General features: G+C 33.1%; 15 protein-coding genes. 2 read left to right on the forward strand and 13 right to left on the reverse strand.

The window, feature by feature from the left end:
• The 5 genes from MKO96_RS02710 to MKO96_RS02730 all read right to left on the reverse strand — a co-directional run bounded on the left by MKO96_RS02710 (position 1) and on the right by MKO96_RS02730 (position 6,251).
• Entirely contained in the window at positions 1-2,340 is a 2,340-nt protein-coding gene (locus tag MKO96_RS02710) for an ABC transporter permease (protein WP_240586581.1), read from the reverse strand.
• A gap of 6 nt (positions 2,341-2,346) precedes the next feature.
• Positions 2,347-3,609 carry an MFS transporter gene (locus MKO96_RS02715; RefSeq protein WP_276314051.1) on the reverse strand — a complete coding sequence of 421 codons (1,263 nt, stop codon included), beginning with the start codon at positions 3,607-3,609 and terminating at the stop codon, positions 2,347-2,349.
• A 45-nt stretch (positions 3,610-3,654) separates the two neighbouring features.
• Positions 3,655-4,290, reverse strand: a complete 636-nt coding sequence (locus MKO96_RS02720) for a TetR/AcrR family transcriptional regulator (RefSeq protein WP_240586582.1) — start codon at positions 4,288-4,290, stop codon at positions 3,655-3,657.
• A 253-nt stretch (positions 4,291-4,543) separates the two neighbouring features.
• Complete coding sequence (locus MKO96_RS02725; protein ID WP_240586583.1) at positions 4,544-5,908, reverse strand: DEAD/DEAH box helicase; 1,365 nt, start codon at positions 5,906-5,908, stop codon at positions 4,544-4,546.
• Positions 5,909-5,981: 73 nt separating this feature from the next.
• Positions 5,982-6,251, reverse strand: a complete 270-nt coding sequence (locus MKO96_RS02730) for a hypothetical protein (protein WP_240586584.1) — start codon at positions 6,249-6,251, stop codon at positions 5,982-5,984.
• Between the two features lie 29 nt (positions 6,252-6,280).
• Between MKO96_RS02730 and MKO96_RS02735 the strand changes: the two genes are divergently transcribed.
• Positions 6,281-7,072 (forward strand): hypothetical protein, encoded by a 792-nt coding sequence (locus MKO96_RS02735; RefSeq protein WP_240586585.1) that lies wholly within the window; start codon positions 6,281-6,283, stop codon positions 7,070-7,072.
• Positions 7,073-7,117: 45 nt separating this feature from the next.
• Here MKO96_RS02735 and MKO96_RS02740 read toward each other — a convergent pair whose 3' ends face one another.
• Entirely contained in the window at positions 7,118-7,804 is a 687-nt protein-coding gene (locus MKO96_RS02740) for an MBL fold metallo-hydrolase (RefSeq protein ID WP_240586586.1), read from the reverse strand.
• A gap of 245 nt (positions 7,805-8,049) precedes the next feature.
• Between MKO96_RS02740 and MKO96_RS02745 the strand changes: the two genes are divergently transcribed.
• Positions 8,050-8,379 carry a YkvA family protein gene (locus MKO96_RS02745; RefSeq protein WP_240586587.1) on the forward strand — a complete coding sequence of 110 codons (330 nt, stop codon included), beginning with the start codon at positions 8,050-8,052 and terminating at the stop codon, positions 8,377-8,379.
• Between the two features lie 247 nt (positions 8,380-8,626).
• Here MKO96_RS02745 and MKO96_RS02750 read toward each other — a convergent pair whose 3' ends face one another.
• The 7 genes from MKO96_RS02750 to anmK all read right to left on the reverse strand — a co-directional run bounded on the left by MKO96_RS02750 (position 8,627) and on the right by anmK (position 16,201).
• On the reverse strand, positions 8,627-9,856 hold the full coding sequence (locus tag MKO96_RS02750; RefSeq protein ID WP_240586588.1) for an MFS transporter: 1,230 nt from the start codon (positions 9,854-9,856) through the stop codon (positions 8,627-8,629).
• A gap of 157 nt (positions 9,857-10,013) precedes the next feature.
• Entirely contained in the window at positions 10,014-10,484 is a 471-nt protein-coding gene (locus tag MKO96_RS02755; RefSeq protein WP_240586589.1) for a MarR family transcriptional regulator, read from the reverse strand.
• Positions 10,485-10,688: 204 nt separating this feature from the next.
• Positions 10,689-11,690 carry a bifunctional threonine ammonia-lyase/L-serine ammonia-lyase TdcB gene (tdcB, locus tag MKO96_RS02760; protein WP_240586590.1) on the reverse strand — a complete coding sequence of 334 codons (1,002 nt, stop codon included), beginning with the start codon at positions 11,688-11,690 and terminating at the stop codon, positions 10,689-10,691.
• 86 nt (positions 11,691-11,776) lie between these two features.
• On the reverse strand, positions 11,777-13,360 hold the full coding sequence (locus MKO96_RS02765) for an aminotransferase class V-fold PLP-dependent enzyme (protein WP_240586591.1): 1,584 nt from the start codon (positions 13,358-13,360) through the stop codon (positions 11,777-11,779).
• An 84-nt stretch (positions 13,361-13,444) separates the two neighbouring features.
• Positions 13,445-13,993 carry a glycerol-3-phosphate 1-O-acyltransferase PlsY gene (plsY, locus tag MKO96_RS02770; RefSeq protein WP_087980429.1) on the reverse strand — a complete coding sequence of 183 codons (549 nt, stop codon included), beginning with the start codon at positions 13,991-13,993 and terminating at the stop codon, positions 13,445-13,447.
• 132 nt (positions 13,994-14,125) lie between these two features.
• A complete protein-coding gene (locus tag MKO96_RS02775; protein ID WP_240586592.1) occupies positions 14,126-15,025 on the reverse strand; it encodes a BadF/BadG/BcrA/BcrD ATPase family protein in 900 nt (299 codons plus the stop codon).
• Between the two features lie 18 nt (positions 15,026-15,043).
• On the reverse strand, positions 15,044-16,201 hold the full coding sequence (anmK, locus tag MKO96_RS02780) for an anhydro-N-acetylmuramic acid kinase AnmK (protein WP_240586593.1): 1,158 nt from the start codon (positions 16,199-16,201) through the stop codon (positions 15,044-15,046).
• Between the last annotated feature and the right edge of the window lie 2 nt (positions 16,202-16,203).

The following is a 16,203-nucleotide window of genomic DNA, read 5'->3' on the forward strand; positions in this document are numbered from 1 at the left end:
CTACTCTCCATTTGGCTTTACATCGTTTGTTTGTTTCATAGTAAAACTACTGAAAAGTGTTGTTGCGGCCACAGATATAAATAATATAGCTGGACATATTACATAAGAAACGATAGGATTCACGACAAACTTTATATGAGCTGCTCCCATAAATGAGCCTAACCAACTTACTAACATTTCACCAAACGTAGCAGCTAGTAATGTCCCTGTTACAATGCCTATTAATACAATGACAATAGAACGAGTTATATACTGTATACGAATATCTTTGTAAGAAAAGCCTATACTTTTCATAATTAATATTTGCGAAGAGTCTTTTGCCAATAACATTTTAAAAAACATTGTAGTAATTAAAACTGATATCAATATTGCAATCAAAATTGCCACTTGCGTCACGAGTCTTAATTGTTTCATTGTCTCTCCTAAAGTTTGCGTTAAATAATCATCTGTATCTGTTATTTTTGCAGAACTAAAATTATGTTTATACGCCTTCACTTTTTCTTGTAAATTCACAGTAGGCTTCATATCTACATTTACTACATACCATACTATATTTTCGCTATTATAAGAGAAGCTCACTTTAGCTGTTTTCCCACCATTCGTTACATCTTGATATATCCCACTAATAGTTAGTGTTTTTTCTTTTCCTTCTACAAATAAAACGATTTCATCCCCTACATTCTTTTTTAATTCATTTGCGTTCATATAAGATAGAGCAATCTCTTTTTCATTTTTTGGTGCTATTCCTTGAACATAATCTAATGGAAATTGAGTGAAGTCTCCTACTTCTACATTTAAGTTTTCATGTGTACCTTCAGCGTTCACCATTTTAAATGTACTCGTTACAAATGCTGCATATTTTTCTACCTCTTCATCGTTTCTGATATACGTTATAACGTCATTAAACCGCTTTTCTATATTTTCAGATTGCTGTAAATCTATTCGAATATCACTTTTTCCTGTTCCCATGTAATTTACAAACTTCGGTGACTGAATCGTATACAAAAAGTTAACAGGTACGACAATCATGAACACGGCTATGATTAAAACGATACTTAATACGCGATATAACTTAAAGCGTTTTACGACATCTTGTATACCAATAAATATATTTACATTTATAATTTTAGTTTGAGAGAGAGAAAAAGAACTTTTCACCTTCCCCTTTCCTAGATTATCTCTTGATCGTAAAGCATCTATTGCTGTAATTCTCCTGAAATTCCGCAAAATAATACGACAGAAAAGGGTAACGACTAAAAATAACAAAGTTGTGACTATTATTGGCACAACAAAATGTAAAATACTCGTATTTGCTGTTCCCATATAAAGTGAGATATTAGAGGTAAATATTTTTGTAACAAATAATGAAAGAATATATCCACATATACACCCGCTAGCAGCCATAACAACATATTTTGTTACATATAATTTTTGGATCTCTTTGCTTGTAATGCCGATAGCTTTCATTACACCAATTTCCCGATAATCTTCTTCCATAGAAGTCATAATCGTAAATCTTATACATAAACTTGCGATTAACATTAATAATGTACTTATCATGATAAGTACTGCAGCTATTATTCCATCTGTTAATGAGTTGAGTGTTTTAAAGAGTGAATACGTAATAGAGGGACCTTTTTGAGGTAAGTTCGATGACTGGTATAGATTTTCAAATTCATTTATTTTATTTACATCTGTTAGCTGGAATTCAATAAGATATTCACTTTCTCCAAAATTCCCCTTTATTCTTTCAAAGTCTTCATCGCTTATTACAAATCGTTTTGAACTAACAAGTGATGGGTTCATTTGAACATCACGAACAAATGCCGAAATAGTCAATGCTAATTCATTATTATTTTTAACAACCCATATTTTATCTCCAATACGCAAATTATATTTTTGCATATAATAAATTGGTACACCTAGTTCCCCTTTCCTAACATCGATCACTTCATTATTTAAATCTAATAAAAAGTCAAAATTACTATTTTGTTTAACGAAGCTAATGTCCATTACACTATTATGTTCCGCTTGATTTTTCTTCTTTATAAAAATGTTAGACCCACCTATTTGAACCATCTCAGCCGTTTGCTGCTTTTTTACAAAAGGAGTTTTCGCTACAAATGAGTCGATTGACTTTTGATTTATTTCTCCGGCATGCATTTGTACGAAGTGCGGTGCGCTTGATACTTTAAACAATTGATCCATCGAGTTCAATAGATTTATAACATTACTTGAAGCACTAGCCATTAAAAGGCTTGATAACATGATAAACATAAATAAAATGGTAATTATCAATTTATTTTGAGAGAAATCTCTTTTTAACATTCTCCTAATCATATTAAGCTAGTTCCCCTCATTCCATAATATTTTCTTCGTCACTATCGCTATTATTATCATTATGAAACTAATAGCTAATATAGGTAAATAAATTTTCATATTGAATTCTTCAAACATAAAACCATAAATGACTTGCCCAATTGGTGCCATACATTGAGATACCGCTGTTATAATTGCCATTACTTTTCCTAGGTTTTCATTCGGTGTTTTCTTTTGGACTACAGTAATTACATAAATGGATACAATTGTCATGATCATTGCAATTAGAATAGAAGAGAGTATAAAGAGGATAAATGGTGGATAGTATCCTAAATTAAGAATAACTGGCGTAACGGATAGTGCCATTGGTATTACTAATAAAGCTATTAACAGCATCCAGTAATACAATGTTTTCATCTGTAGCTTTTTCGCAAAAAAACCTATTGATAATGCACCTAAAATAGTAGCAAAATCGATCAATCCCATTCCAATTCCGTATAACGTGTCGCTACTTTCCATCGTTACTCGTATAATAATTGGAGCACCAACTACAAATAGTGGTGTTAGTATTAAATTTAGTAATGCAGCTAAAAGCATAGATTTCAAAATAAATAGTTGTTTTAAAACGAATACGAAGCCATCTTTCATATCCTTTACAATTGTCGGTATAATATGATTTTCTTGTGCTCTTTTTATAAAAGGTATTGTAATAAACATTTCTAAAATCGCAGATAAAAAGAAAGCAAGGCAACTTATTATTACAAGTATTTTCAAACCAATTATGCCGTACAACATTCCTCCTAATACAGGAGCTACTATATTAGATAATGCTTGCACACCATTTACGATACCGTTCGCTTGTTCTAACTTTTTCTCTGGAACTAATTGCGGAATACTCGCCATTACAACTGGTGAGTACATTGCACTAATGACTGCAAGTAAAAACATAATAGTTCCAATCAATATAATAGATACAGATCCAGTAAATAATAAAACTATAAAGATTAATACAATCGCAGCGTTTATAAAATCAAAAATAACCATTAAATTACGACGATTGAAACGATCTGCTATCGCTCCGCCAACAGGAGCTAACAAAAACGGAATACTTGTAACCGCATATAATCCTGCAAATATATCAGCACGCCCTGTTATATCTAGCACATATAACGACAGAGCAAAACGTAAAAGTGTTGATCCTAAAATAGTAATAATCTGTCCACTTACCATTAAGTGAAAATCTTTCATAGAAGATTTTATACTTGCTGGCATCTTCATCACACCCTTCATTTAATTTAGACCGACTGCCGGTCTGTAATAATTAAACAGAAATCATCATTTTTGTTTAATTAAAACCTCAACCATATAATCAAAAGATCCTTCTTTCGCTCCAACAGATACTTCCATCATTTTAATATACGCTTTAGCTCTTCTAATCATTTCTTCCGGCTTCCACTGGAATAAACCTTCATCAAATATGACTTGTGCTGAAGAGAGTAATAATTCAATCGTTTCTTGTGGGTATGGTGTAGAAAATATGCCTTCATCGATTCCTTGTTCTAAAATCTCTGCTAAAACAGGAGATAAATGAATAATGGATTGCACTATACTTTTTTGATGCATTTCCGCATTATTTGGCTGATGAAATTGTTCAATCATTTTATCTTTAACATCTCCTGATTTTGGTGATTGCGCCATTAAAACTCGAAATAACTTTTCTAAAACTGGGATATTTGGATTAGAGACGATTGCTTTCGCTTTAGCAACATCATCTTTAATGATCTTCATAATGATTTCATCCATCACTTCTTCTTTCGACTTAAAATAATGATAAAACGTCCCCTTTGCTATCCCTATCTCTTTTAAAATGTCATTTACTGTTGTTTTCGTATAACCTTTCGTAATAAATAAACGTTCAGCAGTTTCTAAAATTTCCTTTCTACGCTCCTCATACTCCTTTACAATTCGCATTCAAGTTCTCCTTCCCACCAGACCGACTGTCGGTCTACTTAAATTATATGTTTAGTTAGTAAAAAGTTTCCTATTATCGTACATATACACCATCTTACTTTCCATTTCCTTTATGAATTTAAAATTATTTAATACGGTAAATGAAATTTTAAAGGTTGTTTCTATGCAATCACCCTTGTACTTATATCGACTTCGTTGTATAAAAACAAAAAAGAGCCGCAACACTTTGCGACTCTTTTTGAATAATAACTATTTAACGGCCACGTCTTTGCTGACCTTGCTTTGTACTACCTTGTTTATTACTTGGCTTATTGAATGATCGATTGTTATCATTTCTTGAACTATTTCTTGAATCACTTCTTGAGCTATTTCTCGAATCACGTCTTGATTCACTTCTTGAACCTTCACGGCTATCTCTTTGACGATATTGATCTGATTTCTTCGGAGCAGGCTTTGGTACCGGTTTTCCATTTTCATCTACACGTTTTATCTTCGGTTGTTCGATTATTTGTCTTTGGATTGGTGCACCAAGTGTTTTTTCAATTTCTTCTAAATGTTTTTCATCTTTCGCTGCAACGAATGTAATTGCAAGACCTGATCCACCTGCACGTCCTGTTCGGCCAATGCGGTGAATATAACTTTCTACATCTTCAGGGATATCAAAGTTAAATACGTGCGTTACACCATCTACATCAAGTCCACGTGCTGCTACATCCGTCGCAATTAAGTACTGAATTTTAGCTTCGCGGAAACTCTTCATAACTCTTTCACGTTTCGCTTGAGGTATATCACCATGAAGTTCAGCACAATTATAACCTCGTCCTTTTAAATCATCATACAGCTTACTTGCTCTAACCTTTGTACGACAGAAAATAACTGCTAAAAATGGCTGATCACGATCCATAACAAAACGAAGTGCATCTGGCTTTGCACGATCTGTCGTCTCAATGACACGCTGCTCAATTGTATCTACCGTTACTTCTTCACTTTGTACTTGAACCATTTGCGGCTCATCCATATAACGCTTCGCCAATTTTTTAATATCTTTTGGCATCGTTGCTGAGAATAACATCGTTTGTTTACTACCAGGTGTCTCATCTAAAATATCTTCAATATCATATAAGAAACCGAAATAAAGCATTTGATCCGCTTCATCTAGTACAATCGTTGAAAGATTACTTAAATCAATTGTTTCACGTCGTATGTGATCTAATAATCGTCCTGGTGTTGCTACAACAATATGTGTATTACCTTTTAACTTTCTCAATTGTTGTGCTACATCTTGTCCGCCATATATCGCTAGTACATTAATATCTTCTCTTTGAACAAGCATTTTTTTAATTTCAGTTGTAATTTGCAGTGCTAGTTCCCTTGTTGGCGCAACAATTAAAGCCTGAACATCACTAGACTCTGGATCGATTTTTTCTAAAATCGGTAACACGAATGCTAACGTTTTACCCGTTCCTGTTTTCGCCTGCCCAATAATATCTTTACCTGACATAATAACAGGAATTGCCTGCTCTTGAATTGGTGTTGCTTCTGTAATTCCATTTTCACGTAATGTATGATTAAAAGTTTCACTAATTCCTAATTCTAAAAAGTTTTTCAAATTGACCACTTCTTTTCCTTATTTTTCACATTAGCTTTCATTGTACCATTTGTTTCGCCAAATATGAAAAATAAAAAAATTCTTATCTTCTTTTTTTATATTCATCGTGTACTAGATGAACAAATTCTTTTTGCTTTTTCTCGGATTTTATTAATGCTTCCATATTTGCCGAATTCAAAATATACTTCTTAATTTTTCTATTACTCCAAATTAATCTTGTATACTTAGTATCTTCGTGTAGCCTTCGAAACCACTCAAATTCACTTAATTTGGCAATATGATGTTTTAATTTCATGTCATTTCGAGGATAAAATAAAATCATATCCATTATTATATCAAGCAATAAACTCATCTTCTCCGCTCCTATACATATATATTTCAATGTTACGGAAATATAGTTACAGGGTGATAAAATTGAACACTACATTTATAAAGATATTTTGTATATTTTTCTTACTATATTTCCAATCGATCTCAATTATTATGGCAAAATCTCAAACAAATGTGATAAGTGAATTTAAACAAGCTTTACTCAAAAATGATAAAAAATTAATGCGGTCATATGTAACAGAAGGGGTTGAATTACCTACTTTGCAAACAAATAAACAAATTCATGAAATTAAAATAGTACCGTCTCCAAAAGAAGATACCACAATTTTTATTTCTTATTTCAAAGACACTGATGATGGATTTACTATCTGTTGCATTTTAGAAATAATAACAAAAAATAATAAAATATCTCGAATTAATCAAATTTATGATGGAACGAATCCACTTATGAAAGAAGCTACCATTGTAAAAAAATATGAAATGAAGTGTAAGGAACATATACTTACTCCTACAAAATTCCCATTCGAAATTCACGAATTTCAAGGGTATATCTATAACGATTACTTAGAACTACGATACTACAATGAAGATATTAATGGGATTTTTAAAATCACTGTTTCACCAATTCAAAACAAATTAGACCTATATGTACATAAGGGAGCTAAGTTCTACAGTTTAAAAAATAATATAAAAGCATTATATAACCCTCATTTTGATTTAGCATATGAGCTTATCTTTCAGAAGAATGGTTTTCAATATACAATTGCAATTGGTAACAAACGCTATATAAAAGGAACATATAACGTAAAGGATTTAATTCGAACTGCAGAATCTATGAATTAAAAAAACCGATCTTTTCGATATGGGAAAGATCGGTTTTTTATTATTTTATAAAGTAAGCTTTCCTCCATGATAGCAATAATACTTTACGGCTTTAAGGTTTTTAATTCTCTTTAAAGACTCTTCCGCTTTTTCTAAATCTAAGCAAAAATTCGGGTTAGCTATTACTAATTCACAATTTTCTTGAACAGCCGCATCCCCTGTAATTACACAGTTTAAATTCGGAAAATATAATGAAATATGCCCCAAAGTATGTCCTGGTGTCGCTACAATTTGACATTTATCATTCAAAATCATTTGACCATCATATACTTTTTCATCGACGGAAACATGTCTTATATTTTTTAATTGTTGTATAAACCACTCACCAAATTCTTTCTCTTCAATTGGCATACGTTGTAACATGTCTTCAGCTTGAACTAATCTCTCTGATTTTATATCACCATTAATGTAGTTGGATTCAATTTCACTAGCAATAATATTAACGTGAGGATACTTCACTTTGAAATCATTTAAAGATCCTATATGATCGTCATCATAATGAGTAATAATTATATTTTTTAAGTTTTTCATCTCATACCCATGTTTTAAAATTGCGTCCTCAATTAAAGGTAAAAAATTGATATAACCCGTATCCACTAAAGTTAATTCATTGTTTATTATAATTAAGCTCGGATAAATACATTGTTTTGCCCCGTTAAATTCGAATTCAATTGGTAATTCTATTATCTTCATTTTTCTTCCCCCATACCGCTTATTAAATGTTTAATAATAAATAAATCCTCCACATACATTTTACTGTACATACTTATGTAACGAAACAATATGAGTCGTTACATAACAAACATTCTATTATTTTGAACAGGTAATTCGTTATTTTTATGGAAATATACAATAAGATAAATAATAAAATTGATTATTCCTTCACTTTTTTGTCTATCCTTTTAAAAAATCTATGTTTTTGTAATAGGAGTGTTTATATGGAGAAACAGACCCTTTGGAAAAAATTCAAAAAAAGCTCAGCAAACCTCGGGAAATCTAGCGTATATGAAAGTATTATTTTATACTATACAATGAGAAAAAAAGAGTTACCTACTAAAGCGAAATTTATAATATTAGCCGCCTTATCTTATTACGTATTAACTATTGATTTCATTCCAGATATAGCTGCTATTATTGGGATTGGCTTATTAGATGATGTTTTAGCAATCGCTATAGCGCATAAATTTGTAATGCGCCATGCCGACGCTGAAATTCGAGAAAAGAGTAAAATAAAAATGGAGTCATTATTTACTTCAGCTCAGGCGTGACTTAAAATAGTTAGTCATTTACTTACCTTTTCTAGTTTCAACCAAAACGAATCTTTAATTAAGGTAAATTCTATGCCCCCACTGAATATTATCAGAAACAACAGATTTTTTCTTAACTCACAAACTGTAAACAATTAGGGTGCCAGCACTTGTTCCTAAGTTCTGACACCCTATTATTTATTCTTATGTCTATCTGTGATGCAGTTGATTCCAGTAGAGGAATAAAAACAATAATAGTGCAGATAGTTTATACAGTTACATGCGTACCCCTATACAAAACCGCTATTGCAACTACTATAAGAATCATCCCCATAAAAGCAGGTGCAGCATGACCAAGTGATACATAGATTTGCCCTCCAATAATTGGACCAATCATTCTTGCCAAAGCTTGAATAGATTGGCTACCGCCTTGAATCCTTCCTTGTTCACTAGAATCGACAGACTTTGAAAGCATCCCATTGAATGAAGGCCCGAAAATTGAGTCACCAAAACCAAACAGTAACATCCCAACGATTAGAAGAGGATATAAGGAAAATAAAGCAGATGCTGCAATAAAACTGTAGCCAATAATCTCCGAAACCATTCCAAGCATAGCTATTTGTTTATCACTAAGCTTGATCAAAAGCTTCGGCATTATAAAAGCTTGTGAAATGATATCTTGAAAGCCCATAATTGAAAACATAAGTCCGATTAGTGCAGGTTTCCAGCTAAAAGTATCCATCGTAAATTGTGTAAAAATTGCTTGTAAAGATCCGTTAGGTATCCAAAGTAAAAACGCTGAGACAAGTAACCATTTTAAGTTTTTCATGGAAAGTATGTTTGCCAGCTGTGCAAAAGGATTTAACCTTACAAAAGTAATTTCTTTTAACCTATTATTTTTGTGAAGACTCTCAGGCATATATTTCATCCCATATAAAACATTTAATAAAGTTATAAGTGCTCCGAAATATAAAGGTACAGAATGACCAAACTTTGCAAGTAACCCCCCAAGAGTTGGTCCGATAATGGTTCCTGCACCTACCACTGCACTCACCCACCCAAAATACTTCGTTCTCTGTTCTGAGGGAATGATATCTGCAAAATATGCAAAAATTGTACTGATGCTCCCGCCTGTTATTCCTTCTACTATACGTCCAGCAAATAGTACCCATAAAGCCCCTCCTATACCAAAAACTAAGTATCCGATTGCAGAACCGAAAAGGCATATTAAAAGTAATGGACGACGGCCATATTTATCGCTCAAAGCTCCGAGTGCAGGAGCAGCGAAAAACACGCAGACCGCATAAACAGAGGTCAGTAGCGTAACAACTAGAGCCTGTTCTTCCGGACTACTTATATAAGGCTCCACTAAGAATGGCACTACAGGCATAATGATACTGAAACCTATACCACAAAGAAATACAGAAATAAGACCGAATATTAAAGCATGTTTATCTATGTTTTTTTCAGTTTCATTTTTTGATTTAAAAATAGACATTTAATTTCTCCCCTCAGAACATTTTGTTGCTTTGTCAACAAAAATAATAACTCTGTTTTGTTGATTAGTCAACAAAAATAAAATAATAAAAAGGTAGCCTTACCGTGAATAGGCTACCTTTTTATTATTTAAATATATCTCGCATTAACAGGCAAATTTACGACTTAATATGTATACCTTGTTTCTTTATTTCTGCATCCAAATGCCTACTATACTTTTCCACGAAGTTAATAATACTGTCGAATTCTGCCTCGGTTACTTGCTCAAATACAGCTTTATCCCGCTGTTGAAACTCATTGTGCAACTCCTCGTGAATTTTATATATTTTTTTCCCTTGTTCAGTAAGCCTAAAATAGATTTCTTTTTTATTCTCTGATTTCTGGTAACTTTCGATAAGGCCTTTGTTTATGAGCTTCTTAGTCATTCTACTTATTGCACCGCGAGTCACATAAAAAGCCTCTGCAAGTTGTGTCACGTTAGAATCGGAATTGTTTTCAATGTATTCAATACAATGTACTTCAGAAGACTTAAAACCTTTAAGACCTTCTTCCATTTTATCCTTATTAAGCCAAACCATCTTATTATATAATTCCCTGAAACCGTTCATGACCTGTTCTTCTTTATTCATGACCTGCCCTCCTAACCGCTCATTAGCACGTTAAAACTATTATATTAAATTTATGTTTTCGTTTCGACAATATTGATATAATTATTTGAGTTATCTTTGAAAATAGACGATTACATATAATAATTCAATATACGGTAGACAAAAAGTAAGAACTAAGATTAGTTGTCTTAGCTCTTCTTCCATAAAACTTATGTTTTTTAAATACTATTTCACTTCATTGGCTACAAAAAATTGCTCACAAACACTCGAAATGCGCTGCAAGTCTACGTTTCCACCAGATATAACCGCGACTACCTTTTTCCCTTTAATATATGGATCCACTTTCCCTGCAAGTAGTGCAGCAGTAGCTAATGCACCAGCACCTTCTACAACAGCTTTTCCACGTTGTAATAAGTCTTTCATCGCTACTTCTAATTCACCTTCTGACACTGTTACAATATCATCTACTAATTCTTTTACAACTTCAAAAGTTAAATCGCCTGGTATTTTAACTGCGCAACCATCTGCAATAGTAGGTGCCTCATAATGTTCTACAATCGTGCCTTTGTCATAAGATGCCTTCATCCCATGAACATTTTCTGCTTGGACACCAATTATATTAATGGATGGATTAAAAGATTTCAATGCTACAGCAATACCAGAAATAATGCCACCTCCACCAATTGGTATAATGACAGTATCAACATCCCACATATCATCAAGAATGTCCAAACCAATTGTACCTTGACCAGCCATTACCTCTACATCATCATATGGATGTAAATATGTTTCACCTGTTTCTCTTATAATCTCCTCACATTTTGCCTTCGCATCATCAAAAGTTTCACCGTATAAAACAACTTCTGATCCATATCCTCTAGTAGCCTCAACTTTCGCTAAAGGCGCAGAAATTGGCATTACAATTTTACTCTTAATGCCAAGTAAATGAGCAGATAAAGCAATACCTTGTGCATGATTACCTGCCGAACAGGCGATTACTCCTCGCTCTTTTTCTTGATCTGTCAACTGTGACATTTTATTAAACGCACCACGAAATTTAAAAGAACCCGTTAATTGCATATTTTCTAATTTCAAGTGAATTTCTCCGCCTGTTTTACTAGTCAAATAAAAAGATTTTACTAGTGGCGTTTTTCGAGCATTTCTATCCAGAATGTTTTGGGCTTTTTTAATATCGTCTATATGTAACGGTAGTTTTTTAGTTATCATACTAACACCTCTTCCAATGGTCTATTCCTAAGTTTTCGTAAGTCGCAGCTCCTTTATACGAAACCATCTATGTTAACAAAAAATCTTTATATATGTACCCCACTCTGTAATACACACATTTGCAAACAGTTTAACATCCTCTTCAAATCACGTTCTTTATAATGATTTAGGCATGCAATTTGAATCCAATTATTCTTTCGTAAATACGCTGATTCATAATGAACAATATATCCTTGTAACGCTAACGTATCGCCTACTGTTTTAGAAGACTGATCTTCATCTAATTGAATGGTAAGTATAATTGGCGCGGCATGTTCTTTTGGTGAAACAAGTTTTAAACCCATACTAGTAACTGTATCTTCAATATAGTCATATGTCTCATTTATTTTTACAAATGCCGTTTCATCTTCAAATCTCTTCAAAGCTTCTTGCAGTGCATAAATTAAATTCCATGAATGAGAATATGGAATACTTTCATTTTCTTCGTACATACCAACGTCCATATAGGCCGGTAATGTCTCGTTTACTTTCACATTATGATTATAAAAAACGAAAGATAATCCAGTAAACGATTTAATTGCCTTTCCGCTAACACCGCTTGCAAAATATACATCCTTCAAGTCTATCGGTATTGCTCCAATCGAACTGATACAATCTACACATAGCTTCACATTATAATTTTCACTTAAAACATTTAGCTCGTCTAAATCATTTAACATTCCGGTTGATGTTTCATGGTGAACAAACCAAAGCCATTCATAATTGCCAGTTCTCATTATTTTTTCTAATTCGGTATAAATAAACGGTTCTCCCATTTCTTTTTTATACGTATCAAAATGTAATTGCGCGCGTGCTGCATGTCCAACTAATCTATTACCAAATTCCCCATTTGTTAATACTAGTCCTTTCCCTTTTAAAGAACGTAACTGTATAGCAATCGCATCGTTTGCTAACGTCCCTGTTCCTAACAATATTTGCACACGTTTTGCTTTTGTCATTTGCAGTAAACGTTTTTTGACATTTTCCATTGTCACTTGAAATGACTTAGAACGATGCGAAATAGGCTTAGTAGAAAATGCCTTTCGAACATTTTCTTCAATATCTACTGGACCTGGTAAAAATGTGTATTCTTTCGTCATAATCCCACCAACACTCGACTCTTCAAACATAGCAGGTGTAACATACATTGGCTGGAAGGCTGCTTCTTCAGTACCAACTAACGTATGGAAAGATTTGAATCCCATTTGTTCGTATAAAGGTAGTTCACGTGTTGTAGCAGAAATGAGTGCTAATTCATATCCATTTAGAAGCAAATAACGATGTAAAAAGCGAATTAAACCTAATAATGCTCTTCCATTTCGGTATTCACGTTCTACTGAAAGCAAACGAATTTCATATACATGTTCTCCATGTTCTTGCAAATACAAATCTAGATTTGTATTTTTATAGTCTAATGAGAATGGTCGTTTTCCTCGCAACGCAACCATCCCTATTAACTTATCGTCATCTAAACAAATTAAATATGTATTTTCTTCATGAAAACGATCTATACGAACACGCTCTTTCGTATCTTCATGTTGCGGAATTTCTTCTACAAATGTTTTATAATTCAATTTATGTATACGTTCAAATTCCCAATCTTGATCAGCAACTTTATAAATTAACCCCATGTCCTATCCCCTTCTTTTCTCTATTTATCGCTTGCTTTTTAATTAAATTATAAGTGGAGATTTCTCCACTTATAAAAGTTTCCTTTATTCTCGATTTACATATAAAATAAGTACAATGATAAGAGCACTTAAAATAGTCGTAACAATAGAATAAGAATACAAAATCATACAAACTGGTAAACAAGCGATTGTAATTAGCCCCGGCTTAGTAAATCCTTTAAAGATTAAATAAAATATAATGAAAACAGCAACAAGGGTAAGCGCTATCAAATAATCAAATGCAATTAATCCTCCAATAAATGTTGAAATGCCTTTTCCGCCCTTGCCTTTAAATACAATTGGGTAAATATGTCCAAGTAAAACAGCCAATAAAGCTAACATTACAAATGTAGAATCTCCAAAAAGGTATTTTGCAATAGAAACTACGATTGCCCCTTTGATTGCATCACCTAAAAATGTAGCGACGAAATATCCTTTTCCATATATGCGCCCCATATTTCTTGCGCCAGGATTACCGCTTCCTTCATTTCGAATATCAACGTTATGTTTCCATTTCGTTACTATATAAGCGGTCAATATGTTTCCAAATAAATAAGAAGCCACCAAATACAAAAATTGCATACTATTAATCATGTAATCATTCACTTTCTACATGGGAATACATATACAATATTCAAGAACTATGTATATTGTACTTTTTTATCCACATTCCTTTATACATTTTAACATCATATTTTTACAAATCATACAAAAATTCTCATGCAGCTATTTATTAAAATATAAATTCTTCATTAAGTAATATGTTCCTTTCACTGCTGTTTCTGATTGTGATACAAATGTAACTTCTCCTATACTCTTCTCACAGCATTTCTTAAATTCACCATATATTTCAGGAACGAAACGCAATATGCTGCCACTTACTGCAATGGAAGTTGATAAATCAAACTGCATCTTATTGTAAATATTCACCGTAATTCTCGTTAATTCCGTAGCCGCTTGCAAAATAATTTCATGTGCATCATTATTCCCATTTCTCGCTTCCTCAATAATGAATGGTGCGATTGCTGCAACTTTATCTTTTGAAAAACTATATACTAGTCTTTTTATATGAGACGATGTCAAAAGTTGAAACTCTTCTTGAATTCTTAAGCTTAATGGGCAAAGTGGAACTCCTTGATCAAATTGATTTGCCATTCTCTTTAAACCTTGTAACGCAATCCAATATCCGCTTCCTTCATCTCCTAAAATATGTCCCCATCCACCGCTATACTCGTACACTTCCCCTTTCTTTCCTAAACAAATCGCACCTGTACCGCCAATTGTTAAAATTCCATCCTTTCCTTTTAAAGCAGCTGCATGAGCAATCATTGCATCATTAAATACATCAATTTGTGTTCCGTACTTCTTTTTTAGACGTAATATTAATTCATTCGTATTTGCCCCACTTACACCCGCTAATCCTAAACAAATACAAACGCAATCCCCATTTAATAACCCTCTCTGGCATTGATCAATCGCTTCCATAATATGAAAAAGTGCTTCTTCAAAATCTATTAATATATTTCCAAAACCACTCGTAGTCCTTTCAAGTTCACTTCCGTCTTTATCAAATGCAATTGCTTCTGTCTTTGTTCCCCCGCCGTCTACTCCAATCATATATTTCATATGTTCGCCTCATTCTCTTCAAGTTGGAGGGAATGTTATGTTCCCTAAAACTACAGATTGCTTTGCACCTGTTGCACTTGGCACATTACTCGGATTATGATGATACGTTTCGTTTGCTAAAATGGCAAAGGCGATTGCTTCTTTCGCCTCTGAAGAATAGCCTAAATCTTCTTGAATGAATATGTCGCATTTTTCATCCTTCAATCCATACCGTATCATTTCAACAAGTGTACGATTATAACTGCCACCACCGCCTAAAATCACCTCATCAATTTCATAATACGGCAGAATAAACTCCTTATACTGATGAACAATTGAACTTGCTGTAAACATAGTGACAGTCGTCAATATATTTTCTTTACTATGCTTTTCGTACTGCTTCAACAACTCACTGACAAATTCTTCTCCAAACTGTTCTCTACCAGTTGATTTCGGTGGATTCATTTTCAAAAATGGATGGTTCATACAATAGGTCAATATTTCATCTACAACTACTCCCTGTTTTGCAATCTTACCATTTTGATCATATGATAACTGAAATAGCCTTTGACACATTTCATCAATTACCATATTCCCTGGACCAGTATCAAAAGCTATAACGTTCTTATCACTTAGGTGACTTGGTATTACGGTAACATTACCGATCCCGCCAATATTTTGTAATAGTCTATTTTTAGTTGGATGACGATACAAAATAATCTCTGAATATGGTACAAGTGGTGCACCTTGTCCCCCTGCTGCAATATCCATCGTTCGAAAATTAGAAATAACCGTCGTATTCGTTTCATATGCTATAACTGCTGGTTCTCCAATTTGCAATGTGGAAGGAATCATATTACCATCTTGCTTTGGCTGATGATAAATCGTTTGTCCGTGAGAACCAATTAAATTTAATTGTCCCAAAGGAAAATTGGCCTCTTTACAAACTTCCCTTACAGCATTGGCGAAGCATAAACCAAGTTTGAAATTTAAACTGCATATGAGTTGTACATTTGAATTTTCTATTGATAATGCCTGCTGGATCTCATTTTTCATATCATTACAAAATGGAACTGTAGTAAAATGGATGAGTTTGACCTTCGACTCTACACCACTCCCTTCTATATGAACGAGTGCTACATCTATTCCGTCTAACGAAGTACCGGACATTATCCCTGCAATATACATAACATGCATGA

Origin of the sequence: Bacillus sp. ES1-5, assembly GCF_022487605.1 — a bacterium.
GTDB lineage: Bacteria > Bacillota > Bacilli > Bacillales > Bacillaceae_G > Bacillus_A > Bacillus_A wiedmannii.